The sequence below is a fragment of the Undibacterium pigrum genome, from assembly GCF_003201815.1.
In the GTDB taxonomy this organism is placed as follows: Bacteria; Pseudomonadota; Gammaproteobacteria; order Burkholderiales; family Burkholderiaceae_D; genus Undibacterium; species Undibacterium pigrum.
In genome coordinates, this window is the sequence record NZ_QJKB01000005.1 from 252,452 (window position 1) to 279,158 (window position 26,707).

Annotated in this window: 23 protein-coding genes; 13 read left to right on the top strand and 10 right to left on the bottom strand. The window is 52.6% G+C overall.

What is annotated here, in order from left to right:
• Window positions 1-31: 31 nt before the first annotated feature.
• From DFR42_RS16600 to ilvA, 8 genes are all read right to left on the bottom strand, one after another.
• A complete protein-coding gene (locus DFR42_RS16600; protein WP_110256124.1) occupies window positions 32-1,183 on the bottom strand; it encodes a WD40/YVTN/BNR-like repeat-containing protein in 1,152 nt (383 codons plus the stop codon).
• 214 nt (window positions 1,184-1,397) lie between these two features.
• Window positions 1,398-2,261, bottom strand: a complete 864-nt coding sequence (gene rapZ, locus DFR42_RS16605; RefSeq protein WP_110256125.1) for an RNase adapter RapZ — start codon at window positions 2,259-2,261, stop codon at window positions 1,398-1,400.
• Between the two features lie 30 nt (window positions 2,262-2,291).
• On the bottom strand, window positions 2,292-3,233 hold the full coding sequence (gene hprK / locus DFR42_RS16610; protein WP_110256126.1) for an HPr(Ser) kinase/phosphatase: 942 nt from the start codon (window positions 3,231-3,233) through the stop codon (window positions 2,292-2,294).
• 102 nt (window positions 3,234-3,335) lie between these two features.
• A complete protein-coding gene (locus tag DFR42_RS16615; RefSeq protein ID WP_110256127.1) occupies window positions 3,336-3,809 on the bottom strand; it encodes a PTS sugar transporter subunit IIA in 474 nt (157 codons plus the stop codon).
• Between the two features lie 102 nt (window positions 3,810-3,911).
• Window positions 3,912-6,590 (bottom strand): sensor domain-containing phosphodiesterase, encoded by a 2,679-nt coding sequence (locus DFR42_RS16620; protein ID WP_146218870.1) that lies wholly within the window; start codon window positions 6,588-6,590, stop codon window positions 3,912-3,914.
• A 192-nt stretch (window positions 6,591-6,782) separates the two neighbouring features.
• On the bottom strand, window positions 6,783-7,400 hold the full coding sequence (locus DFR42_RS16625) for a hypothetical protein (RefSeq protein WP_110256129.1): 618 nt from the start codon (window positions 7,398-7,400) through the stop codon (window positions 6,783-6,785).
• Between the two features lie 54 nt (window positions 7,401-7,454).
• The gene (queF, locus tag DFR42_RS16630) at window positions 7,455-8,300 is read right to left on the bottom strand and encodes an NADPH-dependent 7-cyano-7-deazaguanine reductase QueF (protein ID WP_110256130.1); all 846 of its coding nucleotides are present in this window, start codon (window positions 8,298-8,300) and stop codon (window positions 7,455-7,457) included.
• A gap of 29 nt (window positions 8,301-8,329) precedes the next feature.
• The gene (ilvA, locus tag DFR42_RS16635) at window positions 8,330-9,919 is read right to left on the bottom strand and encodes a threonine ammonia-lyase, biosynthetic (protein ID WP_281275170.1); all 1,590 of its coding nucleotides are present in this window, start codon (window positions 9,917-9,919) and stop codon (window positions 8,330-8,332) included.
• Window positions 9,920-10,011: 92 nt separating this feature from the next.
• Between ilvA and DFR42_RS16640 the strand changes: the two genes are divergently transcribed.
• The 8 genes from DFR42_RS16640 (at window position 10,012) to DFR42_RS16675 (ending at window position 19,100) form a co-directional block, all read left to right on the top strand.
• On the top strand, window positions 10,012-10,503 hold the full coding sequence (locus DFR42_RS16640; RefSeq protein WP_110256132.1) for a YqaA family protein: 492 nt from the start codon (window positions 10,012-10,014) through the stop codon (window positions 10,501-10,503).
• 12 nt (window positions 10,504-10,515) lie between these two features.
• Window positions 10,516-11,388, top strand: coding sequence for a metallophosphoesterase (locus DFR42_RS16645; RefSeq protein ID WP_110256133.1), 873 nt, complete (start codon window positions 10,516-10,518; stop codon window positions 11,386-11,388).
• A gap of 207 nt (window positions 11,389-11,595) precedes the next feature.
• Window positions 11,596-12,897 (top strand): HAD family hydrolase, encoded by a 1,302-nt coding sequence (locus tag DFR42_RS16650; protein ID WP_110256134.1) that lies wholly within the window; start codon window positions 11,596-11,598, stop codon window positions 12,895-12,897.
• A 188-nt stretch (window positions 12,898-13,085) separates the two neighbouring features.
• Window positions 13,086-13,397 (top strand): helix-turn-helix domain-containing protein, encoded by a 312-nt coding sequence (locus DFR42_RS16655; RefSeq protein ID WP_110256135.1) that lies wholly within the window; start codon window positions 13,086-13,088, stop codon window positions 13,395-13,397.
• A gap of 40 nt (window positions 13,398-13,437) precedes the next feature.
• Window positions 13,438-13,971 (top strand): hypothetical protein, encoded by a 534-nt coding sequence (locus tag DFR42_RS16660; RefSeq protein ID WP_146218871.1) that lies wholly within the window; start codon window positions 13,438-13,440, stop codon window positions 13,969-13,971.
• 316 nt (window positions 13,972-14,287) lie between these two features.
• Window positions 14,288-18,259, top strand: a complete 3,972-nt coding sequence (locus DFR42_RS16665; RefSeq protein WP_110256137.1) for a DUF3683 domain-containing protein — start codon at window positions 14,288-14,290, stop codon at window positions 18,257-18,259.
• A complete protein-coding gene (locus tag DFR42_RS16670; protein WP_110256138.1) occupies window positions 18,259-18,684 on the top strand; it encodes an HIT family protein in 426 nt (141 codons plus the stop codon). The genes DFR42_RS16665 and DFR42_RS16670 overlap by 1 nt, the downstream gene beginning before the upstream one ends.
• On the top strand, window positions 18,681-19,100 hold the full coding sequence (locus tag DFR42_RS16675) for a gamma-butyrobetaine hydroxylase family protein (protein WP_110256139.1): 420 nt from the start codon (window positions 18,681-18,683) through the stop codon (window positions 19,098-19,100). Before DFR42_RS16670 ends, DFR42_RS16675 begins: the two co-directional genes overlap by 4 nt.
• Before the next feature lie 657 nt (window positions 19,101-19,757).
• Here DFR42_RS16675 and DFR42_RS16685 read toward each other — a convergent pair.
• A complete protein-coding gene (locus tag DFR42_RS16685; RefSeq protein WP_110256141.1) occupies window positions 19,758-20,453 on the bottom strand; it encodes a hypothetical protein in 696 nt (231 codons plus the stop codon).
• Between the two features lie 4 nt (window positions 20,454-20,457).
• A complete protein-coding gene (locus DFR42_RS16690) occupies window positions 20,458-21,492 on the bottom strand; it encodes an NADP-dependent oxidoreductase (protein ID WP_110256142.1) in 1,035 nt (344 codons plus the stop codon).
• 117 nt (window positions 21,493-21,609) lie between these two features.
• Between DFR42_RS16690 and DFR42_RS16695 the strand changes: the two genes are divergently transcribed.
• The 5 genes from DFR42_RS16695 (at window position 21,610) to ubiB (ending at window position 26,704) form a co-directional block, all read left to right on the top strand.
• Complete coding sequence (locus tag DFR42_RS16695) at window positions 21,610-22,548, top strand: LysR family transcriptional regulator (RefSeq protein ID WP_110256143.1); 939 nt, start codon at window positions 21,610-21,612, stop codon at window positions 22,546-22,548.
• A gap of 89 nt (window positions 22,549-22,637) precedes the next feature.
• Window positions 22,638-23,372, top strand: a complete 735-nt coding sequence (ubiE, locus tag DFR42_RS16700; protein ID WP_110256144.1) for a bifunctional demethylmenaquinone methyltransferase/2-methoxy-6-polyprenyl-1,4-benzoquinol methylase UbiE — start codon at window positions 22,638-22,640, stop codon at window positions 23,370-23,372.
• A 104-nt stretch (window positions 23,373-23,476) separates the two neighbouring features.
• A complete protein-coding gene (locus DFR42_RS16705; protein WP_110256145.1) occupies window positions 23,477-24,388 on the top strand; it encodes a Tim44 domain-containing protein in 912 nt (303 codons plus the stop codon).
• A gap of 163 nt (window positions 24,389-24,551) precedes the next feature.
• Complete coding sequence (locus DFR42_RS16710) at window positions 24,552-25,142, top strand: ubiquinone biosynthesis accessory factor UbiJ (RefSeq protein ID WP_110256264.1); 591 nt, start codon at window positions 24,552-24,554, stop codon at window positions 25,140-25,142.
• Window positions 25,139-26,704, top strand: coding sequence for a ubiquinone biosynthesis regulatory protein kinase UbiB (ubiB, locus tag DFR42_RS16715; protein ID WP_110256146.1), 1,566 nt, complete (start codon window positions 25,139-25,141; stop codon window positions 26,702-26,704). The genes DFR42_RS16710 and ubiB overlap by 4 nt, the downstream gene beginning before the upstream one ends.
• Window positions 26,705-26,707: the final 3 nt, after the last annotated feature.

Below are 26,707 nucleotides of genomic sequence, written 5' to 3' on the forward strand. Positions count from 1 at the left end.
ACACGATCAAATTAAAAAATAGAAAATTTCGTCAAGGCAGTCGCGCATTGTCCTGCTTGATTTTGAACACTTCTGTTCCTATCGCATAGCCGACAAAACCCTTGTCCGTTGGCAGCAGGCGTATCTTGTTGACGGCGCGGCCCATGGGGACGTGCTTCCAGTTCTGGCCGCCATCGGTGGTTTGATAGCCGCCGTCGATGGCACCTACCCAGCCGGTGTTGGCATCGATGAAGCCAACACCAAATTCACGTACTTTGATATCGTTGACCAGGGGGATTTCTTTCCAGCTCAGGCCGCCGTCTTCTGTCTTGGCAACATAGCGCTGGCTGGTGGCGGGGTCAGGGTTGTAGCTTTGTATGGTCACATAGCCGGTATCGCGGGTCGGGAAGCTGGCTTTCCAGGTCAGCTCATACGGGCGGGTGGATTCATAGACGGTCTTCCAGCTTGTACCGCCATCCCTGGTCATGATGATGCGGGCATGGGATTTTTCTGTGTCGCTGCTGGATGCGCCAAATACAAAACCTGTCATCGCATCAAAGAATTTGACGTCGAGTATCATGCCTGTGTATGGCGTCATGTCCATGCTTTTCCAGCTGCTGCCACCATCGAGCGAACGCAGCAAAGTCGCCGGGCCGCCGACGCGGCCACCGGCATGGATGATTATGCGCTTATCGAGTACGCCAGAATTGATGAATTGATTGTGCAGTATATCGATGGCGCACAGGCCCTTGATCTGTATGCCTTCCAGCCCTTTGGCAACTTGCCAGCTGACACCGCCATCACGGGTTTCATACAGCGGCGTGGTATCGGTGACACCAGGAAAATAATCAGTACCAATATTGCCAGCATAGCCGTGCATGGCATCGACAAAACCTACCGTGCGAAAGAAAGTGCCGGGCTTGGATAATTGCTCTTGCCAGTTCTGGCCACCATCCGTGGTTTTGTAAATCTTGCCGCCACCATTCACATACCAGCCCAGCTCAGGCTGGACAAAGAAAATATCATCCTGCTTACCCTTGTAGGCGACAGTATTGAGTTTGCTCCATGCCGCATCGATACTCAGTTGGTAGCGCGGTGCGCTGGTCTGCGGGGCCGTACTGCATGCCGCCAGGCCTATGCATAGCAAGCCGCTGAGTATAGTTGCTGTTGTCGCCGTCCAGATTTTTTGTGGTTTGGTTTTCATTTTTATTCTTGATGTAAATGTTGAAAACGTTTGGACTGGGCTGGATGGCGGAAGTTTCTGGAACTGTTTAGTGCCCGGAGAAATGTTTGATGGATGTATTTCTTAACTGATGATGTGCTTGCATAGTCTTGTTGCCGGACAGGTGGCAATCGAAAATACCGCATGGGCTGTACCTGATTTTTCGAGGTACAGCTCAAATTTCGATCTTTGTAACTTAACTCAAACGCCTGTGCCTCACCAGCACCTGTTCCTGCGCCTTGAAATGTGCAGCGAGTTTTTCCACCATGTAGACAGAGCGGTGCTGGCCGCCGGTGCAGCCTATGGCGACGGTGAGGTAGCTGCGGTTGTCGCGTTTGAAGGCGGGCAGCCATTTGGCGATGAATTGCTGGATGTCGGCAAACATGTCGTCTGCCATGGGCTGCTCTTTGAGAAACTGGATGACAGGCTCGTCACGGCCAGTCAGCGGTCGCAGCACGGGGTCGTAATGGGGGTTGGGCAGCATGCGCACGTCGAAGACAAAGTCGGCGTCCAGTGGCACGCCTATCTTGAAGGCGAAGGATTCAAACATCAGGGTCAGCGGGGTGTAGCCTACCTGTATGACATCCTTGACCCAGGCGCGCAGCTTGTTGGCGCTGAGGTCGCTGGTGTCAATGACATGGGCCACGACTTGTATGCCTGAGAGTATCTCGCGTTCTTCCTGTATGCATTCTGTCAGGCTGAGCCTGTCGCCAGGTTCTTTGTCGAGACCAAGGCGGTGCGACAGCGGGTGGCTGCGGCGGGTTTCTGAAAAGCGGGCAACCAGGGATTCTGTACTGGCCGTCAGGAACAGCACTTTGACATGATGGCCCTGGTCACGCAGGTTCTTGATGGAGTCAGGCAGGCCTGTCAGCAAATTGGCACTGCGGGTATCGATAGCGATGGCAGCAGCGGGTATGCCTTCGCGTACCAGGGTATTGATAAGGTCTGCCAGCAGGCTGGGGGGCAGATTGTCGACGCAATAATAACCGGCATCTTCAACTACATTCAGGGCTACCGATTTACCGGAGCCGGAGATACCGGAGATAAGCAGGATGTCCATAGCGGATGCGGTCGTGGATAATAAGAGTAATCAGTCGCCGTTTTCCATGGCGCGTCGTTGCCGCTCCATAAAATCTTCCAGCGTATTAATACCACGTAATTGCAGAATGGTATTGCGCACCGCCGCTTCCAGCAAAACCGCGATATTGCGGCCAGCAGCGACCGGGATGACGACTTTTCTGATCTGCAGGCCCAGCACTTCTTCGGTTTGCGAATCGATGGGCAGGCGTTCGTAATTTTCTTCGAGGGTACTGCGACGTACCAGATGCACGATGAGTTTCAGGCGCATCTTGCGGCGTACGGCGGTTTCGCCAAAGATGGTCTTGATATCGAGCAGGCCCAGGCCGCGCACTTCCAGCAGGTTTTGCAGCAGCTCGTGGCAACGGCCTTCTATCATGTTCGGGGCGATGCGCGAAAACTCGACGGCATCATCGGCCACCAGGCCGTGGCTGCGTGAAATCAGTTCCAGCCCCAGCTCGCTCTTGCCCAGGCCGGATTCACCGGTGATCAAGACACCTACGCCCAGCACGTCCATGAAGACGCCATGCATGGTGATTTTTTGCGCGAGTTTTTTCGACAGATACACGCGCAGATAATCGATGACTTGCGCCGATGGATAAGGGGTAGAAAACAGCGGGATATTATTGTCGTCGCAAGTCGTCAAAAATGCCGGTGGCGATTCCAGACCCTGTGCCACGATGAGGGCAGGCGGTGCACCGGCGACCAGTTCACGCATGAGATTATTGCGCGAAGCATTTGACAGGCGGTTGTAATACGAGAGTTCCTGATGGCCCAGCACTTGTATGCGGCCAGGGTGAATCAGGTTCAAATGGCCGACCTGGTCGGCAGAAGAAGCTGCATCGCCCGTGATCTGCTTGTCTGCACCGGCAAAACCGGCAAACCAGCCCAGCTGCATGGTGTCGCGGTTATCGTCGTAGATCTTTTGTACCGTGAGTTCTGTCAATGATGGCATGGCTATATGGGTTGAATCTGACGATGTGCTGCTGGGTAGCAGGGAGGAATAGCTAATCAGGGCGGCCAGTCATGCACACGCATGGCTGGCACTGGCATTCAATCAGGCATTGCCTGGCAAATTCGGACGCCATGCCATGATTTTTTCATAGATCGCTGCCGCACTGGTTTCCGTATTGAGTGTCTCGCGGAAAGTTTCATTCGACAGCATTTCGGCCACTTCAGACAGGATTTCCAGATGCTGTTGCGTGACATTGTCAGGCATGAGCAAAAAGATCAGCAGGCTGACAGGCTGGCTGTCTGGCGACTCAAATGGAATGGCTTCTTTTAATCTGACCAGGGCAGCAATCGGGGCTTTCAGGCCCTTGATGCGGCCATGCGGGATGGCAACGCCATGCCCCAGGCCAGTAGAGCCCAGGCGCTCGCGGGCAAACAGGTTATCGGAGACAACTGAGCGCGCTATGCTGCAATTATTTTCGAATAACAGCCCGGCCTGTTCAAATGCTCTTTTTTTGCTGGAGACTTCCAGATCCAGAAGTACGTTGTTAAGAGGCAGGATTTTTGCAATATTCGTCATGGTGCAAGATCGTTTTACAGCGAAATGGTGCGATGCACAAAATTAGGTTTTGACAAATTATAGGCTTCTTTTGACTGATATGCGCAAAACCTGACAACACTTTTAGCGAACGTTGTCTCTTAGTAATTTTTCAAATTTATCAACAGGCAATGGCTGGCTGAAATAAAAGCCCTGCATCTCCTGACAACCAGAGTCTGCCAGGAAGAACATCTGGTCGGCTTTTTCCACACCTTCTGCTGTGACACTCATGCCCAGGGCATTGGCCATGGCGATGATGGCGTGCGTCAGTACAACAGAATCCGGGTTGCCCGGTATTTCGCGTATGAAAGAGCGGTCTATCTTGAGATTGTCGATAGGAAAGCGTTGTAAATAAGATAAAGACGAGAAGCCTGTGCCGAAATCGTCAAGCGAAATGCTGACGCCGAGTTTCTTGATGGCAGCAAAAACCGGTAACAGCAAGTCTATGTCACCCATCAGCAAGCCTTCGGTAATCTCCAGCTGCAGGGCAGCGGCAGGCAAGCCTACTTCCTGCAAGACTTGCTCTATGTATTTTGGCAAGCCAGGGTCCTGGAATTGCTTGGGTGAGATATTCACGCTGATGACCATGTCGGGCGAATACTGTTCGCGCCATAACTGGGTTTGCAGGCATGCCTGGCGCAAGATCCAGCGGCCCAGCGGCAAAATCAGGCCTATCTCTTCCGAGATGGGGATGAATTCATTCGGCGGCACCAGGCCCACGTCCGGCATTTGCCAGCGTATCAGGGCTTCTGCACCAACGATCTGTGATGTGCTGAGGCTGATCTTGGGCTGGTAATACACCAGGAACTCATTGTCCGTCAGCGCACGGCGCAGATTGGTTTCCAGCGCATAACGGTGCTGGGCGCGGACATTGAGTTCTGTTGTGAAGAACTGGTAATTATTGCGGCCAGATTCTTTGGCATGGTACATGGCAGAATCAGCACAACGCATGAGCGTGGGGCCATCTTCACCATCATGCGGGTAGACACTGATGCCTATCGACGTGCCCAGGTGATATTCGTTGCCATCGATGACGAAAGGATCTCGCATGCGCGCCAGTACGCGTTCAGCCAGGTCCTTGAGTTGTACGGCATCTTCAAAAGCTTCGGCGACGATGACGAATTCATCGCCACCCAGGCGGGCCAGCATGTCGGTCGTACGTATGCAGGAACTCAGGCGCGAAGATACGTCGCGCAAGAGCGTATCGCCAGCCGCATGACCAGCGGTGTCATTGACGTTCTTGAACCTGTCCAGATCAAGGAAGAGCAGGGCCAGACGGTGCTGGGTGCGCTTGGCACCCGCCAGGGCCTTGGTCAGGCGCTGGTTGAGCTGATGGCGGTTCGGCAAGCCAGTCAGGGCATCGTAAGACGCCATGAAATGCAATTGCCTTTGCGTCTCGCGCACTTCTGTCGTATCAGTAAATGAGATCAGCACTGCAGACACCGAGGCGCTGCTTTTCTTGTTGATGGGCAGTACATTCACCAGCAGCCAGACGATGGAACCATCGCGCAGTTCCACTCCCATGGATAAATTCAAAATCGGCGTCTTGTTGCGGAACACGACCGAGGCAGGGTCATCACCCATGCGTATGGATTGTCCCTCGTCACCGAGTATGCTTTTGAAATAACGGTGCCGTCTGCCGACAGCACTGATATCGTCGATCTTGAGAATGCGTTGGGCGCTGGGATTGCAGGTCAGGATCTGGCCGCTGGGGCCTATCACCATGATGCCTTCACTGAGATTGGTGACCACGGAGCGATAGCGTTCTTCGCTTTCCTCCAGGCTTTGTTCCATGTTCTTTTTGTCTATCGCCAGGCCGATAAGATCGCAGGCATCCATCATCATGGCCTGTTCATCTTCATTCGGGCTATGCACCATCTGGTGATACACGTCTACTGTCCCGAGCAGGGTGTTAAAGGCGGTAGTGATGGGCAATGACCAGCAAGAACGCAGGCCATAACGCAGGGCTGGCTCACGCAGGTTTTTCCACAGCGGGCTGACAGCGATGTCCTGGACGATGGTAGTGCGGTTGTAATAGATAGCTGCCGAGGCCGAGCCTGAACTGGTATCGACAGGCACGTTGCCGAGCAGGGCACAAAAGCCGTCTGGCAGCGAAGGCCCGGCACCAAAACTCAGTTGCTCGGTGCTGGCATCATACAAAGTGATAGCGCACAGCGCGCCATTGTCGAGCAGCCTTTCCATGCGGTCGCAAACGTCTTCCAGGATATCGGTCAGAGGCTTGTCGAGCGCGATCATCTCGAGAATTTCTTTCTCGTGATGCAGGGCTTCATGGACGCGGCTGGATTTGTAACGGACTTGATCGATGAGGGGCAGTGCGGTGACGGTAGCGCTGGAGCGTGAATTGCTGCGGGGAGAGATTTCTCTTGCAGTCAGCAAGATGGCAGTTTGTTCATTAAAACTGAATTGCCTGCCACGCACTTCTATATCCAGCAATTGACCATCCAGCCGTATGCACTGACAGGTATGTTTGCTTTGTGCCCCATCCTGCCGCAATTTTTGCAATATGGTTTTGGCACCTTCATGATGCCGTCCATGCAAAAAGGCTTCGGGTTGCAAGCCTATCAATTGCTGGGCATCGCCAGCGTGCATGAGTTCTACACCCGCCGGATTGGCATACACCAGATTGTCGTCTATCAAGACATACATCGCGTCCGGATTATGCTCCAGCAAGGCCATATGCCAGTCTGGACTGGCGACAGGCTCGCGTGTGCTAGTGCTTGAAAACGGGACCGGAATTATCACGACAACAATCTATAAAACGAATAAGTCTGCTTACTTTACATCAAGCAAGTTCTAAGAACAATGATGGTAATTAGCTAGCATATGAAAAACATATGAATGCAGAGCAGGGGAAATTTGCCTCAATTCCATGCGCTGACAGGGGCAGATGAGGGACGCAGACAAGTGTCAGCAACCACCCATTTGCCGCAGTTTTTATTTCAGCTCAAAGCGCACGAACATGAACAGTACATCGCCATTACCCTTGTTCTTGGAAAGGCGCGGTACATAGGTCGCCATCAGTTTGGTGCTGCGTGTGCCTATGGATGCCACCGGCAAAATCACAGGGAAGGGGATGCCACCAAAATAATCAGTACGGCTGATCAATACGCCAGTCGCGCCACCGCCAACTTCGACCTTGTCACCCAGAGTCTTTGTCCACTGATATGCATAGCCAGCCATGGGTTGCGGGCGGAAGTGCGAATCAGAGATCACCATGGTGTACAGCATTTCTTCATTGTCTTCCTTGGTACGGATGGCTTTGCTGAAACCCAGGCCCCAGGTATGTTCATTCAGCTCGGCAATTCTTTCCTTGGTGTAAGTACCGCGGCCATGATGGGTATGACCAGCAACCATCAGCGACAGATCACCTTCATCAAGGATTTTATTGACCTTGGCTTTGGCACTGTCCCACCAGCCCATGTCTTCCTGGGTGGCTGGTGCTGGCGGCGTGCTATTTGTGGAGGTTGTCTGGGCCTGACTTGTTGATATGCATAACAGCAGGCTGGATGCGCACAAGGCAGCGCGCAGGGAAAAATGTGTAAACTTCGACATAATATTGGTTACAAATGGATACAAAAAATAGGAATAAGAAGGATGCTGCCCGGCTTACTGGCGCGCATTCCGGCGGTTGTCCGGGCCCTGGCCCGTACTGAAATTGCTGCGCCATGGATTGATGTCCAGCCCGCCGCGACGGGTATACCGTGCATAGACTGACAACTTCTGCGGTTTGCAGTGGCGCATGATATCGACAAAGATGCGTTCCACACATTGCTCGTGGAATTCATTGTGGTCGCGGAAGCCTATCAAATACTGCAACAGGCCTTCCTGGTTGATTTGCGGGCCTACGTAATGGATTTGCACACTACCCCAGTCTGGCTGGCCAGTGACCAGGCAATTGGACTTCAGCAAATGCGAGATCAGGGTTTCTTCTACTGCTGGCTCATCAACATTGGCGGTCAGCAGTGTTGGATTGGGGGTATAGCTATCGACTTCAACATCGAGCCTGTCGAGCAACTGGCCTTGCAGTTCATGCATGGCGAGTTTGTCGAACTGGTCTGGCGTGGTCAGCTTGACCTGCACTGCCGCACCAAAACCGGCAGACAAATCTGCCTGCAACAGGCTGACGAGAGCATCAGTGCCTGCCAGGCGGGTCTGGTTAAAAGAATTCAGGTAAAGCTTGAATGATTTGGATTCTATGATGTTCGGCGAGTCTGCTGGCACGGTAATGGCAGCGATTGCAACTTGCGGTTTGCCGCGCATGTTGAGCCAGGAGATTTCATAGGCATTCCAGATATCCACACCAAAGAAAGGCAGGCTGCTGCCCAGGCCTATCTCTTCCCTTTTTCCGGAACGGGAGATAGGGAACAGCAGGCTGGCATCATATTCGGACTTATAAGTCGCGGGCTTGCCCAGTAAAGAATGCTCAGGCGTATTTGGTGCGGAATCTGTCATGTTGTCTGTATTAACTTGGGTAGGCTGTATCAGCCCAAAAATAATTGATAAACGGGATTCTTGCTTTCATCCCAGTAACGGTAGCCCAGGGTTGCCAAAAATTCGCGGAAAGCCTTCATTTCTTTCTTTGGAACCTGCAAACCCACTAAAGTTCTGCCGTAATCGGCACCATGGTTACGGTAGTGGAACAGGCTGATGTTCCAGTTCGGTGCCATGCTGTTCAGGAAACGGCCCAAAGCACCCGGGCGCTCAGGGAATTCAAAGCGGTACAGCAATTCATCCTTGGCCAGACTGCTCTTGCCGCCGACCAGATGGCGGATATGCAGTTTCGCCAGCTCATCGTGCGTCAGGTCCAGCGTGGCAAAACCATGCTTTTCAAAATTCTTGGCAATTTTGCCAGATTCCAGCTTGTCGTGTACTTGTATGCCCACAAAAATATGCGCGGCTTTTTCATCACTGATGCGGTAATTGAATTCTGTGACATTGCGCGCGCCTATCAGTTCACAGAAACGGCGGAAGCTGCCGCGCTCTTCCGGTATGGTTACGGCAAACACCGCTTCACGCGCTTCACCGACTTCGGCACGCTCAGCGACAAAGCGCAGGCGATCAAAATTCATGTTGGCACCACAGGCGATGGTGACCAGGGCTTCATTCTTCAATGGCTTCTTGTCAGACTTGGCGCGTTCTATATAGGCTTTGCAACCTGCTACTGCCAATGCACCGGCTGGTTCCAGAATGCTGCGGGTGTCCTGGAACACATCCTTGATGGCGGCGCAGACAGCGTCGGTATCAACCGTAATCACTTCATCGACATATAACTTGGCGAGGCGGAAAGTTTCTTCGCCCACCAGCTTGACGGCAGTACCGTCAGAGAACAGGCCTACATCATTCAAAGTCACGCGCTTACCCGCTTTCAGGCTGCGTGCCATGGCGTCAGAGTCGGTCGTTTGTACACCAATGATCTTGATATCCGGGCGAACCGCCTTGACGTAAGCTGCCACGCCAGAGATCAGGCCACCACCACCGATGGCAACAAAGATAGCGTGTATAGGTTCAGAATGCTGGCGCAAAATCTCCATGCCCACTGTGCCCTGGCCGGCGATAACGTCCGGGTCATCGAAGGGATGGACAAAGGTCAGCTTGCGTTTCTTTTCCAGTTCCAGCGCATGGCCATAGGCATCGGTATAGGAATCACCAAACAGGATGATTTCAACCAGATCACCACCATGGGCGCGCACTGCATCGATTTTGACGGGCGGCGTGGTGGTCGGCATGACAATAACGGCCTTGCAACCCTTTTTGCGGGCACTCAGGGCCACACCCTGGGCATGGTTGCCTGCAGATGCACAGATGACGCCGCGCTTGAGTTGCGCCGCTGTGAGATGGGCAATCTTGTTATAAGCACCGCGCAGCTTGAAGCTGAACACGCTTTGCATGTCTTCGCGTTTGAAATAAATTCGGTTATCCATGCGAGCCGACAGGCTGGTGGCGTATTCCAGCGGGGTTTCAAATGCGACGTCATAGACGCGCGCTGTCAGGATCTTTTTCAGATAATCGGTGCTCATGGATGTCTTATTGTTAGTTAAAAATGGCTGATCTAGTCGTGATTTACTGGTGATCTAGAGCTAATTTAGCCCTAAGTCGCAGCATACTGATTTGAAATTGCAGGCGCCATTATAATGTATGCTTTTTACAGCCATATCAAACCACGATGATAGAAGCCGCAGTCCATTGGTTATTAAGCATGCTGGCCCTGCCTGAAATTGGTCTCAGTTCAGTCTTTATCATCAGTTTTATCTCCGCCACCTTGTTGCCCATGGGGTCTGAGCCTGCAGTTTTTGCCGTCATCAAAAGTAATCCCGCGATTTTCTGGCAAGTCATCATCGTCGCCACCATAGGCAATACCCTGGGTGGCATGGTTGACTATGGCATAGGCTATGCCGCCAAACAAGCCTTTGACCGCGAGCGTGAAAGCTACTGGTATCGCTGGCTACAGCATTTTGGTGCCAAAACCATGCTGCTGGCCTGGCTGCCCGGCATCGGCGACCCTATCTGCACCCTGGCAGGCTGGCTGCGTCTGCCTTTCTGGCCCAGCGTGTTTTACATGGCCGTGGGCAAATTTGCACGTTACATCGTCATTACCTGGTTATTGCTCAAAGTGCCAGAGAGGGTCTGGACAAAGATCGCCAACTTTATATTCTGAGCAGGTTCTGACATGGGCCGGGGTAAATATTATGGCAAGTGGCGACGCGCGGGCGAAGAGCTGGAAGCGGCTTTCTACCAGCAAGGCTGGGCAGCACGCATCGCCTATGCATTGAAGCTGCAAGGTGGCTTGTATATAGACAGGCGGGATTTTTACCTGCCTCTGCCGGTTACTAAAGGCGTTCACTGCAAACTGGCCTTCATCTCAGACTTGCATGCTGGCCCCTTGACGGATGTGCGCCTGCTGCAACAGGCATTTGCCGCCATCGCTGCCTTCGAGCCAGATGTCATCCTGTTTGGTGGTGACTATGTGTCCCTGCATGCCAGGCATATGCAAGACCTGGTCAAACCGCTGGGTTTGCTTAATCCGGCGACGCCCAAGTTTGCCGTCGTGGGCAATCATGACCTGTGGCTGGATGATGAGCATATAGCCAGGTGCCTGCAAGATGCGGGCGTACAAGTGCTGGTGAATCAAAACGCTCGCCTGCCTGCACCATTCGACGCGATTTCCATCTGCGGCATGGACGAACCCGGCGTAGGCATGCCCGACGCAGATCAGACTTTTGCCGGTGCAGGCGAGTTGCGCCTGCTGCTCATGCATTCGCCGCTGGGCCTGAAACATGTCGCTGGGCATGATTTCCAGATCGCCTTTTGCGGTCATACCCACGGCGGGCAAATTGCCACGCCGGGCGGCATGCCCCTGGTCTTGCCACCCGGTTCGGGTGAGCGCCGTTATGCCCGCGGCTTGTTTGCCTTGCCAGACGGGCGTCAACTGCTGACCAGCCGCGGCATAGGCATGAGTGATTTGCCAATACGCCTGTTTGCCCCGTCTGAAGTGCATTTATGCCATTTGCATTCTGTCCTTGATGTAGTAGAACATGAATAACCCTAAATTTTTATGCTGTAAGCGGATATAAGGCAATGTTTGACTATAATGCTTGCTCTAAAGCACGATTAGCTTGATTAGCAAGAACAGCAGGGCTGGCACTAATAAAGCTTGTGTTTACGGCAATTACAATAGTTTTTATCTGAATTTATCTGAATATTTTCGCCCTAGCATGCGGCTCAGGCATGCGCATTACAAGGAAAACAAATGCAAGATAGCAAATCAACAAATCAACAACCACGTCGTGGATTTTTGCAAGGCCTGGTGGCCACTGCAGCAGGCGTCACTCTGGCAGCGCCAGCAATGGCAAAACCGGCAGCCAGCCCAGCGACAGTGCATCTGGATGCGGCCAAATGGTCGCCACGCAACCGTGAACTGGTTGCCGCCATGATCGCCCGCAATGGTAGCGCCAGCAAAAACTATTCTGCCAAGCGCAAGCCTTACGCCGTGTTTGACTGGGATAACACCAGTATCATGAATGATTGCGAAGAAGCTTTGTTGATCTATCAAATCAATCATCTGGCATTCAAGCTGACCCCGGCAGAATTCTCCGCCACTATCCGTCAAAACGTACCGGTTGGTAACTTCACTGCTGACTACAAAAATGCAGCAGGCAAGGTACTGGACCTGGAAAGCATTTGTACTGACCTCGACAGCGACTATGCCTACCTGCACGCCAACTACAAAGGTCTGGCCGGTAGCCGCAGCCTGGAAGAAATCATGGAAACACCACAGTTCCAGGATTTCCGCGCCAAGCTTTACTTCCTGTACGAAGCCGTCAATGACACGCATGGCGTGAATGTCGGTTACCCATGGGTTATCTACTTCTTCGCCAACATGACCGTTGCCGAAGTCAGCGCACTGGCAGAAGCTTCGAATGATGCCAACCTGGGCATGGGCCTGAGCAAGATCAAATTCACCAGCCCGGCATCCCTGCCTGGCGTAGCTGGCGTCATCACGACTTCCCACTTCCAGGGCATACGCCTGTGTACAGAAGTGGCAACACTGATGGACACGTTCCGCCAAAACGGTTTCGACGTCTACGTCAGCACCGCTTCGCTGGAAGATGTAGTTGCCGTATTCGCGACCAATCCTAAATACGGTTACCACGTCAAACGTGAAAACGTCCTGGGCCTGCGCCTGGAACAAAACGGCGATGTTTACAAAAACGCCTACCGCAAAGACTGGCCTTTGAACTGGGGCCCAGGCAAGACTGTCGTCATCAAACGCGAGCTGGTTGCCAAAAAAGGCTACGGTCCTATATTTGTTGCTGGTGACAGCGATGGTGACTACGACATGCTGCGCGACTTCAAAGAAACAGAAATCGGCCTGGTCGTGAACCGCCTCAAAAAAGGCAAGATCGGTGAATTGTCCAAAGCTGCTGCTGACGCCGCCAAAGAAGCCAACCCACGCTTCCTGCTGCAAGGCCGTCAGGAATCCACAGGTAACTGGTTGCCAGTGGAAACAACACTGAAACTGGGCAAGACTGCGCCTGCTTTGCTGGGTTGATTTTTTCTACATGAAGAACGGGCGGCTGAGGCTGCCCGTTTTTTTAAGCGAAAAATTGCAATAAAGTTAATTGCTGTATTAAGGAATTTTTGGTATTAAGATTGTTAGCATCTGAATTCATTACTTATGCCTGCAAAGTATGAAGAGCGCGATACAGGCAAAAGAACTGCTACAGGTAAAAGAGACAAATGAGCAAACATGACAAATTACTCGATGTGCTGCACGGTACAGCGCAAGGCTTGCATTCTGCCGGGGTAATGGATGCCACTACCATGCGCGAGTTTGATGCTCCATGCCTGCCACCAGTGCAAGACTATACGGCTGAGCAGATCAAGCACCTGCGGTTGCGCGTCAAGGCGAGTCAGGCTGTGTTTGCGGCTTACCTCAACACCAGTCCTTCAACAGTGCAAAAATGGGAGCAGGGGCAAAAACATCCCAACGGCCCTTCGCTAAAACTATTGAATCTGGTGGATCGCAAGGGTTTGGAAGTGCTGGCTTGAATTTCGATAAGCCTTTCTTTAAAGGGCGTCAGTTTGATGAATGCCTGAGCATCAAAGACATGATCAATATGAGAGAACTGGCATTGTGTATTCCATCCACGTAGGCCCTGTGACCATTAGTTTTGCGTCAGCAGTAATGACTGTCCCGCGTCAAATACAACACCAAGACTGGTGCGACGAAGAGGGAGTGTATGTTCCTCAACCCATTGCAATCAAGCAAAATAACTCATTTGCTATCCTGAGAAGTGAAGTTGGCTCTATGGGAGAAAAAGGGCCTCACCATGTCAAGGTTTGCGAACCGTTTGTCTACACGGTGTCTGACTTGGCAAAACAATTGGTGGGCCAGAAACAGAATCTGCATACGCTGGATGAGATATTGCAAATCATGATGTTGACGGATTATCCTTGGGGGAAATTGCTGGCATGCAATTGGTATAAGCTTGACTATGTCCCCGGGTTCGTCTGCTATTATTTATTACCTCATACATGTCCGGCGATCAGCATAGGGACATTGAAGCTGGATTGGCCAACAGTGAATGTCATGCCCAGAGATGTTGCTGCTGAGGCAAAATAAAAAAGCGTAAAAAGAGATAAGGCCAGGTTTATCTGCATCGCCTCGTGCAAATGGACTATTGCCTGCTTACGCACAGGTGTAAAATACGACAAACGATGTAAATCAAATTTCCCTGCACAACATTTGTGCAGCCGTAATTGAGATGAATTTGCAAGCTTAGCCACTTTTGCGTCATTTCTGACGACTTTTGCCAAATTCCATTTGGAAAATTGCCACAAACACCATTCATTACCGTATAAACTTCAAGGCTGTTGGCGCGTTGTGCATCGCAATAAGCTAGAATGGACTTTTATATATCCGTCCAACCACGTCACTGATGAATGCTCCAGCCCAGATACAGGCCTTGCTCGCAGATGCACCCCAAGGCGCAACACCGACCCGCGTGCGGGAAATTCCCTATAACTACACCTCGTTCTCTGACCGCGAAATCGTCATCCGCCTGTTAGGTGAAGATGCATGGCAATTGCTTGATCAATTGCGCGGCAAACGCCAGACCGGGCGATCTGCGCGCATGCTGTATGAAGTGCTGGGTGATATCTGGGTCGTGCAGCGTAATCCCTATCTGCAAGACGACATGCTGGACAACCCGCGCCGTCGTCAGGATTTGATTGATGCGCTGAACCACAGGCTGGCTGAAGTAGAAAAACGCCGCCTGAGCACGGTCAACGATGATGCCGAGCGCAGCAATAGCGTGGAAATCCTGGTGCAGGCTGCCCGCAAGGCCGTGGCAGCATTTTCCAAGGATTTTCGCGACACCTATGATTTGCGCAAAAAAGCCAACAGGCTGCTGGCGCGCTTCACGGCAAAAGACAATATCAAGTTCGATGGCCTGAGCCGTGTATCGCATGTCACTGATGCAACCGACTGGCGCGTGGAATACCCCTTCGTCGTGCTGACGCCTGACACTGAAGATGAAATGGCTGGCCTCGTCAAAAGCTGTATAGAGCTGGGCCTGACTATCATCCCACGCGGCGGTGGCACGGGTTATACCGGCGGTGCTATCCCGCTGACGCCTTTGTCGGCCGTCATCAATACAGAAAAACTCGAACAACTGGGCGAGGTCGAAATGACGCGCCTGCCGGGTGTGGATCGCGATTATGCGGTTATCTATTCAGGTGCCGGTGTGGTCACCAAGCGCGTCTCGGATGCTGCTGAAAAAGCCGGTTTTGTATTTGCCGTAGACCCAACCTCGGCCGAAGCCTCCTGCATAGGCGGCAACGTCGCCATGAATGCAGGCGGCAAGAAGGCGGTATTGTGGGGCACTGCGCTCGACAATCTGGCTTCATGGCGCATGGTTGATCCTAACGGTGACTGGCTGGAAGTGACACGCCTTGAGCATAACCTCGGCAAAATCCATGATGTGGAAGTGGCGAAGTTCAAGCTCGAATGGACACACCCTGGCGAGAAACAGCCCTTCAAGACCGAACAACTTGATATCAAGGGCCGCGTCTTCCGCAAAGAAGGCCTGGGTAAGGACGTGACAGACAAGTTCCTCGCGGGTTTGCCAGGTGTGCAAAAAGAAGGTTGCGACGGCTTGATTACATCGGCCCGCTGGATCTTGCACAAGATGCCTAAGTTTGCCCGCACCGTTTGTCTGGAATTTTTTGGTCAGGCACGTGATGCGATACCGAGCATTGTTGAAATCAAGGATTACCTCGATAACGAAACCCGCAAGGGCGGCGCTATTCTGGCAGGTCTCGAACATCTGGATGAACGCTATCTGCGCGCTGTCGGTTACACGACCAAATCCAAACGCGGTGTCTTGCCCAAGATGGCCTTGTTTGGCGATATCGTCGGCGATGATGAAAACGCCGTGGCTCAGGCCGCGTCTGAAGTCATACGTATTGCCAATACCCGCGTTGGTGAAGGCTTTGTCGCCGTCAGCCCTGAAGCGCGCAAGAAATTCTGGCTGGATCGCGCCAAGACGGCAGCGATTTCCAAGCATACCAATGCCTTCAAGATCAATGAAGACGTGGTGATACCGCTCAACCGCATGGGTGAATACACCGATGGCATAGAGCGCATCAACATAGAATTATCGATACAAAACAAGCTGGCCTTGCTGGATGGCTTGAAAGGCTTTTTCGCCAAACGCAATCTGCCGCTGGGCAAGAGTGAAGATGCTGCTGGCGATGATATCCCCGCGTCTGAATTGCTGGAAGACCGCGTCAATGAAGCCAATGTCTTGCTGCAGGCAGCAGAAGCACGCTGGACTTATCTGCTGAATAATCTCGACAAGCCACTCAGTGCAGCCAAGGCAGAATTGCTGGAATTGGGTCTGGACAAGCTGGAATTTGTCTTCGATGAAAGATTAAAAATACAGCCTGATGTGACCGTGTTTTCCATCGTCCAAGACAGGACAGTGCGGGTATCCTGGAAGACAGAAATCCGTGCGCAACTGCGCCAGATTTTCAGCGGCTCTGCCTTCAAGCTGATACTTGATGAATGCGTGGCTGTGCATAAAAAAGTCTTGCGCAGCCGCGTCTTCGTCGCTCTGCACATGCATGCCGGTGACGGCAACGTGCATACCAACTTGCCTGTTAATTCTGACGATTATGAAATGCTGCAAGTGGCGCATCACGCCGTTGCCCGCATCATGGTACTGGCGCGCTCACTGAATGGTGTTATCTCTGGCGAGCATGGCATAGGTATCACCAAGCTGGAATTTTTGACTGAAGATGAAATCAAGGATTTCCGCTCGTATAAATTGCGCATAGACCCTGAAGGTCGCTTCAACAAGGGCAAGCTGCTGAACCTGCCAGACTTTGCTGCCGACCTGCGCAATGCCTACACGCCTTCGTTTGGCCTGATGGGACATGAGTCGCTGATCATGCAGCAAAGCGATATTGGAGCAATCGCCAACAGCGTCAAAGACTGCCTGCGCTGCGGCAAGTGTAAACCTGTCTGCGCCACCCATGTGCCACGTGCGAATTTGCTGTATTCGCCACGCAATAAAATCCTGGCGACTTCGCTGCTGGTCGAAGCCTTTTTGTATGAAGAACAGACGCGCCGCGGTATCTCTATCAAGCACTGGGAAGAATTTGAAGACGTGGCCGACCACTGCACGGTCTGCCATAAATGCGTAACGCCCTGTCCTGTCGATATCGACTTTGGTGATGTGTCGATGAACATGCGCAATCTCTTGCGCAAGATGGACAAAAAGTCATTCAACCCCGGCACGGCATCAGCCATGTTCTTCTTGAATGCCAAAGACCCGGCGACCATCAAGGCGGCGCGTCAGGTGATTTTTGGCTGGGGTGTGGCGGCACAACGTCTCGGTAATACGGTATTGAAAAAGCTCGCCAAAAAACAGACCAAGGCACCACCGGCCAGCCTGGGCAAGCCTGTCATACGCGAGCAGGTGATTCATTTCATCAACAAGAAAATGCCGGGCAACCTGCCCAAGAAAACGGCGCGTGCCTTGCTGGATATTGAAGATGACAAGATGGTCCCCATCATCCGCAACCCGCAAACCACGACAGCAGATACTGAAGCCGTTTTCTACTTCCCTGGCTGCGGTTCAGAAAGGCTGTTCTCACAAGTCGGCCTGGCAACCCAGGCAATGTTGTGGAATGTAGGCGTGCAAACCGTGCTGCCACCAGGTTACCTGTGCTGCGGTTACCCGCAACGCAGTGCCGGCCAGTTCGACAAGGCCGAGAAGATGATCACCGATAACCGCGTGCTGTTCCATCGCATGGCGAATACCCTGAACTATCTGGATATCAAGACCGTCGTGGTTTCTTGCGGCACTTGTTATGACCAGATACAGGGCTATGAATTCGACAAGATCTTCCCTGGCTGCCGCATCATTGACATCCATGAATTTCTGCTGGAAAAAGATGTCAAGCTGGCCGCAGTGAATGGCACGCGTTATATGTATCACGACCCTTGCCATACACCGATGAAATTGCAAGACCCTTTAAAAACGGTGAATGCACTGATCACCACGGTCGATGAAGTCAAGATAGAAAAGAATGATCGCTGCTGTGGCGAAGCAGGTACGCTGGCAGTATCGCGTCCTGATATCTCTACCCAGATACGCTTCCGCAAGGAACAGGAAATGAACAAGGGCGCAGACAAACTGCGCGCTGACGGCTTCACTGGCGACGTTAAAATCCTGACATCCTGCCCGGCCTGCCTGCAAGGTTTGACGCGCTATGACGAAGATTCGTCTACGACCGCAGACTACATCGTCGTCGAAATGGCCAAGCATATTCTGGGACCAGACTGGATGCCGGAATACGTTGCCAAAGCCAATAACGGTGGTATAGAAAGGGTGCTGGTGTAATGAGCATTGTTTGTGAATTATGTGATGCTAGTGCTGGCGATATCCTCGTCAGCACGGATCAGTTACGCGTCATCCTCGTTGATGAGGCTAGCTACCCCGGCTTTTGTCGCGTCATCTGGAACGCGCATGTGAAGGAAATGACGGACTTGTCAGAAGCAGACAGGACGGTGTTCATGCAAGCCGTCTGGAAGCTGGAAGCAACCATACGGTCCGTCATGCAGCCACACAAGATGAATGTCGCCAGTCTTGGCAATATGGTGCCGCATCTGCACTGGCATCTGATCCCGCGGTATACCGATGATGCGCATTTCCCTAATCCTATCTGGGCTGTTGCGCATGGCAATGCTGACCAGGCTGCATTGGACGCACGTCGCAACTTGTTGCCGCAATTAAGGCAAACCATTATTTCGAATTTCGCATCATGAGCATAGGCAATCCACAACCAACTTCCCTGAATGCACGCACACAATCGCGGGTGCTTGAAGTCGCTTTTGATGATGGCAAGGCGTTTTCTTTGCCGTTTGAATTGCTGCGCGTGTCTTCGCCTTCTGCCGAAGTACGTGGCCATGGGCCAGGGCAAGAGACCCTGCAAACGGGCAAGCGCGATGTTGGCATTATTGGCATAGAGCCAGTCGGTAATTATGCGATCAAGCCTATCTTTTCTGACCAGCATAGCTCGGGGATTTTTACCTGGGATTATTTGTATTGGCTGGGTGAAAACCAGGCGCAGGTATGGCAGGAGTATCTGGAGAAATTGCAGGCGGCGGGGTTTGTGGGGGAGACGGGGCGGGATGCGCCTATGGTAGTGAAGGGTGGGGGGAGTTGTGGGACTAAGCATTGAGTGAGCATCTATCTCAGATCTCAATTCTCAGATTTCACGTCTCAGGTATAGACCAGCACCGCGATCTTTTGATAAGCCGTACACACATTAACGTCATTCCAGCGTGCTTTTAGCTGGAATCCAGCGGCGTTCTGGGCATGTAGTAAAGGTTATTAACATGTAGGTTGGGCTACGCATCATCAGCCCAACACTCAGCCGTTGATCAACGTATGCTCAAGAAAACGAAGCGATATTTCTGAGTTCGTTTTTTAATTGCCTGCATGCGTTATTTAAGATTGCCGGCCGGTGGTAGACCGGCAGCTACCCACCTTTTTGTCTCGCCAAAAAAGGTGGGCCAAAAAGGCGACCCAGGCGTCGTCGCCCCCTGAAGGGGGTTCCCGTTTGTGCAGTACAAAAAATGGGAAATGCCCAAAACTCGCTGCCCTTGCAGGGCGCACAATCGCTTGCAAGCGATTGCTGTTACGCAGGCGAAGTGCATGCACTTCGAAACCCCTGCTACACCTCAAACATCGGCCTTTCTTTTTCCATTTTCTGCCTTGCAGCAAAGGCATCGACACATGGGAACTGCAAATTCAAAAGCAACACCAAAGTCAAACCCAACTTCAAAACCGACACTAATATGGGTGCTGTTGAGTAGTGTGTGCCCAGCTTGGTTGCCTATTCCAAATCTGCCATATCAAGATAAATCGTCCCCTTAACACCAGCCCGTTTATCCACCTTGTATTGCAAGACCTGCAAAAACTCCGCATCTGTCACAGCCTGCAATCCTGTCTTTTTCACCACCACATCAGCCATCGCCGCAGCCGCAGGCACACTGATAGCCAGCACATGATCAAAGTCAGGCCTGCTGTCAATTTCCTTCAACAGGAAACGTTGCGTGCCACTACCAATCTGATGATAAACAGCCTGCTTGTTCTCCCGCATTTGTGGCGATAACTGGCGGAAGATCAGGGTTTTTTCTACGACTACCGGCACATCCTTATATTCGGTTTTGCCGCCCTGTTCAAAATGCCCAAGCACTATATTGGCCTTGAATTGTTTCAGTGGCAGCTTGCTGTCTGCGGCCAGTCTGGCGATCTCGAATTGTTCTGGTTCCATGGTCCACAAGACCAGTTTTTGTTCCAGCCTGGCTTTGATGGCAACATCGAGCTTTTTATCGAGACAGCGTATTTGCAGTACGACCTGGTAATCATGCGGTGCATGGAACATCGGCAGGTGCGAGACATACATGCCTTCGCTGTTGCCGAACAAAAGCATGCCGTGTACGCCCCAGGTGGGGCCGTGTTTGTTTTCAGCATGGGCGCTGAAGATGAAGCAAAAGCTAAGCAGGAATAAAGATAATAAACGTCTCATAGCTTCACACCTTCACCAGCAATTTGCCGCGATGTTCACCTGTGAATAAAGAATTCAGGGCGCTAGGTAATTGTTCAAAGCCATCGATGATGGTTTCTTCAAACACCAGTTCACCCGCCTTGACCCAGGGTGAGACGATGGCCAGCATTTCATCCATGCGGTGCAGGTAATCGCGGGCCAGTATGCCTTGTATGGTGGCGCGCTGGTAGAGCATGTGTTGCAGCAGACGTGGGCCCATTTCCGCTACGTCGAGGCCACCGCTGTACTGGCTGATCTGGCCGCAGATGATGATGCGGGCGCGGCGTTTGATGATGGGGAGGATGGCGTCGGTGACCATGCCGCCGACATTGTCGAAATACACATCAACACCGCTTGTGAGTTTCAGTATTTCCTGGCTCAGTGTTACGTCATCGCTGTATGCCTTGTAATCAAGCGTCCAGTCAGCGCCCAGCTTGTCCTTCAGCCATGCGCATTTTTCTGCGCCACCGGCTATGCCCAATACTTTTGCGCCATGGCGTTTGGCGAATTGCACCACCAGTGAACCAACTGCACCGGCTGCGCCAGATACGACGACCACTTCACCTGCATGCGGCTTGCCTGCTTCGGTCAGGCCAAACCAGGCGGTGCGGCCCGGCATGCCGAGTACGCCCAGCGCGGTGGATACGGGGGCAATGGTAGGGTCTATCTTTGTCAGTGCGCTGACATGCACACGCGCATGGCTTTGCCAGCCTGTCATGCCAAATACCCAGTCACCTTCTTTCAGACTGGCGGCATTTGATGCCAGCACCTGGCCGACTACACCTGCCGCCTGCACGGTATTGAGCGGGTGTGGTTCCGGGTTATAGGTGGGTTTGGATGACTGGTTGATGCGCATATAGGGGTCTACGCTGATATAGCGTGCGGCAATCAATACTTCATCGCGGTCCAGGGAGGTATCAAGGAGCTGGTTGCGCAATTCATAGTGTTCATCGCTGACTATGCCTGTGGGATGGCGGCTGTATATCCATTGCTGGTGTATCTGGTTTTCAATGCTGGTCATGGCGGGATCAAGTGAGTAAGAGATGCTGATATAGTAGGTCTGTTAAAATGTCTCGTAAAGCAATATAAATTCACATTTAATGTCCAAATTGGACATTTAGGCGAGAACTTAAATAAAATGAACCTGATAGACCTGAAAATCTTTGCCTGTGTAGCCAGGCAGCCATCGCTGGGGGCCGCGGCGCAGGAGTTGCATTTGACGCCATCAGCAGTGTCGAAAGCCTTGCGCAGGCTGGAAGGGGACCTGGATACGGTCTTGTTCGACCGTTCTGCCAAGCAACTCAATCTGAATGCCAGCGGCCAGCGCATGCTGGAGTTTGCACGCAACATGCTGGCCATGGCTGAGCAGGCCAGGGCTGACATGGGTGGTGAACAGGCCAGCTTCAGTTGCCGTGTGGCTGGTCCGGCAATTTTGCTTTGGCGGCTTGCCAGCCAGCTGGCCAGTGCCATGGCGGCTTATCCGGCGGCTGACTTGCATATGAGCAGCATGTATGAAGAAGATGCCCTGGCAGCATTGGCCCGCGGCGAAGCCAATACCGCCTTGGTGACGGCAGAGGTGCTGGATGGCAGGTCGGCTTACTGGTCGCCAGAATGGCAAAGCCTGCCGCTGGGGGCATTGAACTTGCAGTTACTGGCTGGCTTGCAGCATCCGCTGGTGCTATCTGCGCTGGAGCAGGGGGCTGGCAGGCAAGCTGGGGCATTGCAAGTCAGCAGCGGCCAGGTGCTGGCACATGATTTTGTCAGCCCCACCCGTTCCTTGTTTTGCGGCAAGCAGCGCGGCAAGCGTTCAGATGGCTGGCGCGACGACCAGTTGCCGCGCAAGATTGCTTACTGGATGGATGATTTGCAATTATTGCTTTCCATGCTCAAATCAGGCAAGGCGCTGGCCTATCTGCCCGATTTTGCCCTGACTGACCCTGAACTGGTGCGGCTGGAAGTGGTGGATTGCGGCTTTAGCTGTAGCGAAGAAGTGCATCTGGTCTGGAATGCCAGCACGGCTGCGCAATGGCAACTGGAGCTGGTGACCGCTCTCAAAGATCGGCCCAGCAAGGCCTGATTTTGGCGATAAGGCAAGGCTTTGGCCTGGGGATAGGCTACAATTCTCCCTGATGATACCAATAGCTATGCATGCATGAGGTTAAGAAAATGAGCAATACCACCCATTTTGGTTATACCACCGTAGAAGAAGATCAAAAAGTCCACAAGGTTGCTGAAGTCTTTCACTCTGTCGCCGCCAAATACGATGTCATGAATGACATGATGTCGGCTGGCTTGCACAGGGTGTGGAAGATCTTCACCGTGGCCCAGGCTGGCGTACGCCCTGGCTTCAAGGTGCTTGATATTGCCGGTGGCACCGGCGACCTGACCAAGGAATTCGTGCGTCAGGCGGGCAAGACAGGTGAAGTCTGGCATACCGATATCAACGAATCCATGCTCAGGGTAGGGCGTGACCGTCTCTTGAATAAGGGCCTGATCACCCCCACCTTACTCTGTGACGCAGAAAAATTACCTTTCCAGGATAACTACTTTGACAGAGTGACCGTGGCGTTTGGTTTGCGCAATATGACACACAAGGATCAGGCACTGGCAGAAATGCAGCGTGTGCTGAAACCAGGTGGCAAGTTGCTGGTGCTGGAGTTTTCCAAAGTGCCGGAAATCTTGCAAAAACCTTATGACCTGTATTCATTCAAGGTCTTGCCCTGGATGGGCCAGAAGATAGCTGGCGATGCTGACAGTTATAAATACCTGGCTGAATCGATACGCATGCATCCCGATCAGGAAACCCTGAAAACCATGATGGAAACAGCAGGTCTGGAAAGCGTGCAATATTTTAATTTGACAGCAGGTGTGGCTGCACTGCACAAGGGTATCAAGTTTTAAATTAATTTGTGAAGTAATAAATTAACCAGTTAGTAGAAGTAGTAAGTGGTAGCAAGTCTTGAATAAGTAGTAAACAAACAGGAAACAAAAACAGGAGTCAAATGATGAAAAAATTTCTGATCGCCATGCTGGTCGTCGCAACAACGATGGCCATGTCTGTAACTGACGCCGAAGCCAAGCGTCTCGGTGGTGGTGGCTCTATAGGCAAACAATCGAATAATGTCTCACGCCAGGCGACACCGCCTGCGGCGCAAAACCATAATGCAGCTACGCCTGCGGCAGCACCTGCTGCTGCGCCTGCTGTTACTCCGCCTAAACCTGGCATCCCCTGGAAGGGTATTGCCGGTGGTTTGATCGGTGGTGCCTTGCTGGGTGCAGCCTTGTCTCACTTTGGTCTGGGTGGCGCGGTTGCCAGCATGCTGGGCAGTTTGCTGACTTTCGCCCTGATTGGCCTGGCAATATTCTTTGTCGTGCGTTTCTTCCGTAGCAGGAACGGCCAGGGTACAGGCAATGGCTTTAACCAGCCAGCGTTTGCAGGTGCGCCAGCCATGCCTTCAGCAGCGCAACCTATGGCTTTCCAGAACAATGCGCCTGGTTCTTCCGGTAGCAATGTCGGTGGTCAAGGTGGCAACGCCAACTGGACTATCCCGGCAGACTTTGACGTGCCTGGTTTCCTGCGCAATGCCAAGACTTATTTCATTCGCCTGCAGGCAGCATGGGACAAGGCTGACATCAATGATTTGCGTGAATTCACGACCGCTGAGATGTATGCAGAACTGAAATTGCAAATCCAGGAACGTGGTGCATCGTCCAATGTGACGGATGTCGTGACCCTGAATGCCGACATGCTGGGTGTGGAAACTACAGCGACCGAGTATCTGGCCAGCGTCAAGTTCAGCGGCATGATCAAGGAAGCGGCCAACGCACCTGCAGAAGCCTTTACTGAAGTCTGGAATTTGTCCAAGCCAGTTAATGGTCAGGGTGGCTGGGTTTTGGCCGGTATCCAGCAAATGTAAAGAAGTTTTGATGCGGCACAGCGATGCTCGCTGCGATTAGCTGTTAAACTGGAAGCCGCCCCGCAAATTGCCGGGCGGCTTTTTATTTGCAGTTTTTTTGCATGATACTTTTGGCCGCGCACCCCATGCTGGCCAGGTGTTTTGCAATTGCCCTGATTTGAACATGATTCCCATCGCACCTTCTGCACCTGTTGCACACTTTATCAATCACCTGCTGGCACAAGAAAGCTGGGCCAGGAACAAGCTCTTGCCGCATGCTGGCAAGATTGCCTGCATAGACTTGCAAACCCTGCAATTGCGCCTCAAAGTCGCGTCAGATGGCTTGCTGGAAAATGCCGGTGCTGATGAACAGGCGCAAGTGACTATTTACGTCAAACTCAGCGACTTGCCGCTGATTGCGCAAAACCGTGAGCGTGCTTTTTCTTATGTCAAAATAGAAGGTGATGCCGACTTTGCCAATACGATTTCCAGCCTCAGCCAGAACCTGCGCTGGGAAGCAGAAGAAGACCTGAGCAAACTGTTTGGTGATGTGGCGGCGGTGCGCATGGTAGGCTTTGCCAGATCACTGCACAAGACAGCGCTGGAAACCCATCAAAAAATCCAGGAAAACCTGGCAGAATATTTTTTAGAAGAAAACCCCATGCTGGTGCGGCCCCAGGCCGTGCAGGGCTTTAGTACCGAAGTCAACAAGACGCGGGATGATGTCGAGCGTCTTATCAAGCGCATCGAAAAACTGGAAAGGATGCGCGGATGATATTGAAGTTTCTGAGGCTGGCAAAAATCATACGCATAGCCATCAAATATGGCATAGACGAGATTGCGATTTCCGGCCTGTCCGTGCCACGCACGGCACGCCTGATCGACACGCTGATTTTCTGGCGCGATATCTCGGCCCCGCGTGGTGAACGCCTGCGCAAGGCGCTGGAAGAACTCGGCCCCATCTTCGTCAAGTTTGGTCAGGTATTGTCGACCCGGCGCGACCTCATGCCCTTTGATATTGCCGAAGAGCTGGCACATCTGCAAGACCGCGTGCCCTCGTTCGACCCTGATCTGGCAATAGCGCAGATCAAGAAATCCCTGGGTTCTCATCCTGACCAGTTGTTCGCCAGTTTCGAGCGCGTGCCTGTCGCCTCTGCCTCCATCGCCCAGGTACATTTCGCCGTGCTGAAAGATGGCCGCGAAGTGGCCGTTAAAGTCCTGCGCCCCGGCATGAAAGAAGTCATCGATGATGACGTCGCTCTCATGCAAATCGCCGCAGGCTGGCTGGAAGCCTTATGGGCTGATGGCAAGCGCCTCAAAGCCAAAGAGGTGGTTGGCGAGTTTGACAAATACCTGCATGATGAACTCGATCTCATGCGCGAAGCGGCCAATGGCAGCCAGTTGCGCCGCAATTTTGCCGACTCGGATTTGCTGATGGTGCCAGAGATGCACTGGGATTATTGCTCGTCTTCTGTCATAGTCATGGAACGCATGCAGGGCATACCGATTTCACAACTGGATAAACTGCGCGAAGCCGGTGTAGACCTTGGCAAGCTCTCGCGTGATGGCGTCACCATCTTCTTTACCCAGGTGTTTCGCGATGGTTTCTTCCATGCCGATATGCACCCCGGCAATATCCTGGTATCGACGGCACCTGCTACTCTGGGCCGTTATATCGCCCTGGATTTTGGCATCGTTGGCACCCTCAATGATTTCGACAAGGACTACCTGTCGCAAAACTTTCTGGCCTTTTTCCGCCGCGATTACAAGCGCGTGGCAGAAGCGCATATAGAGTCAGGCTGGGCGCCCAAGGACACCCGTGTCGATGAACTGGAAGCCGCAGTGCGTGCCTGCTGCGAACCCATCTTTGATCGCCCGCTAAAAGATATCTCTTTTGGCCAGGTCTTGCTGCGCCTGTTCCAGACTTCGCGCCGCTTCAATGTAGAAGTGCAACCGCAACTGGTGCTGCTGCAAAAAACCCTGCTTAATATCGAAGGCCTGGGCCGTCAGTTGGACCCTGATCTTGATTTATGGAAAACCGCCAAACCCTACCTGGAACGCTGGATGAGCGAGCAGGTAGGCTGGCGCGGCCTCATAGAAAAACTCAAGGCCGAGGCACCGCGCTACAGCCACATCTTCCCGCAACTGCCACGCCTGGCACACCAGGCCCTGACACGTGCTGGTGAACCCAATCACAGTGATGAGATGTTGCAGGCCCTGCTGACAGAACAAAGGCGCACCAATCGCTTGCTGCGCACCATCGTCTATTTTAGTGCTGGCCTGTTTTCTGGTGTCGTGGTGGCGCAATTGCTGTTGCGCTTTTATTTCAAAGCCTGACTG

Bases quoted from the DNA above. Each gene is read 5' to 3' on its own strand.
- queF (WP_110256130.1), bottom strand. From the start codon at position 8,300: ATGACAGATTCCGCACCAAATACGCCTGAGCATTCTTTACTGGGCAAG.
- DFR42_RS16640 (WP_110256132.1), top strand. From the start codon at position 10,012: ATGATAGAAGCCGCAGTCCATTGGTTATTAAGCATGCTGGCCCTGCCT.
- DFR42_RS16600 (WP_110256124.1), bottom strand. From the start codon at position 1,183: ATGAAAACCAAACCACAAAAAATCTGGACGGCGACAACAGCAACTATA.
- DFR42_RS16660 (WP_146218871.1), top strand. From the start codon at position 13,438: ATGCCTGAGCATCAAAGACATGATCAATATGAGAGAACTGGCATTGTG.
- DFR42_RS16670 (WP_110256138.1), top strand. From the start codon at position 18,259: ATGAGCATTGTTTGTGAATTATGTGATGCTAGTGCTGGCGATATCCTC.
- DFR42_RS16690 (WP_110256142.1), bottom strand. From the start codon at position 21,492: ATGACCAGCATTGAAAACCAGATACACCAGCAATGGATATACAGCCGC.
- DFR42_RS16645 (WP_110256133.1), top strand. From the start codon at position 10,516: ATGGGCCGGGGTAAATATTATGGCAAGTGGCGACGCGCGGGCGAAGAG.
- DFR42_RS16675 (WP_110256139.1), top strand. From the start codon at position 18,681: ATGAGCATAGGCAATCCACAACCAACTTCCCTGAATGCACGCACACAA.
- DFR42_RS16665 (WP_110256137.1), top strand. From the start codon at position 14,288: ATGAATGCTCCAGCCCAGATACAGGCCTTGCTCGCAGATGCACCCCAA.
- hprK (WP_110256126.1), bottom strand. From the start codon at position 3,233: ATGCCATCATTGACAGAACTCACGGTACAAAAGATCTACGACGATAAC.
- DFR42_RS16615 (WP_110256127.1), bottom strand. From the start codon at position 3,809: ATGACGAATATTGCAAAAATCCTGCCTCTTAACAACGTACTTCTGGAT.
- DFR42_RS16710 (WP_110256264.1), top strand. From the start codon at position 24,552: ATGATTCCCATCGCACCTTCTGCACCTGTTGCACACTTTATCAATCAC.
- DFR42_RS16625 (WP_110256129.1), bottom strand. From the start codon at position 7,400: ATGTCGAAGTTTACACATTTTTCCCTGCGCGCTGCCTTGTGCGCATCC.
- DFR42_RS16705 (WP_110256145.1), top strand. From the start codon at position 23,477: ATGAAAAAATTTCTGATCGCCATGCTGGTCGTCGCAACAACGATGGCC.
- DFR42_RS16685 (WP_110256141.1), bottom strand. From the start codon at position 20,453: ATGAGACGTTTATTATCTTTATTCCTGCTTAGCTTTTGCTTCATCTTC.
- DFR42_RS16655 (WP_110256135.1), top strand. From the start codon at position 13,086: ATGAGCAAACATGACAAATTACTCGATGTGCTGCACGGTACAGCGCAA.
- rapZ (WP_110256125.1), bottom strand. From the start codon at position 2,261: ATGGACATCCTGCTTATCTCCGGTATCTCCGGCTCCGGTAAATCGGTA.
- ubiE (WP_110256144.1), top strand. From the start codon at position 22,638: ATGAGCAATACCACCCATTTTGGTTATACCACCGTAGAAGAAGATCAA.
- DFR42_RS16650 (WP_110256134.1), top strand. From the start codon at position 11,596: ATGCAAGATAGCAAATCAACAAATCAACAACCACGTCGTGGATTTTTG.
- ubiB (WP_110256146.1), top strand. From the start codon at position 25,139: ATGATATTGAAGTTTCTGAGGCTGGCAAAAATCATACGCATAGCCATC.
- DFR42_RS16695 (WP_110256143.1), top strand. From the start codon at position 21,610: ATGAACCTGATAGACCTGAAAATCTTTGCCTGTGTAGCCAGGCAGCCA.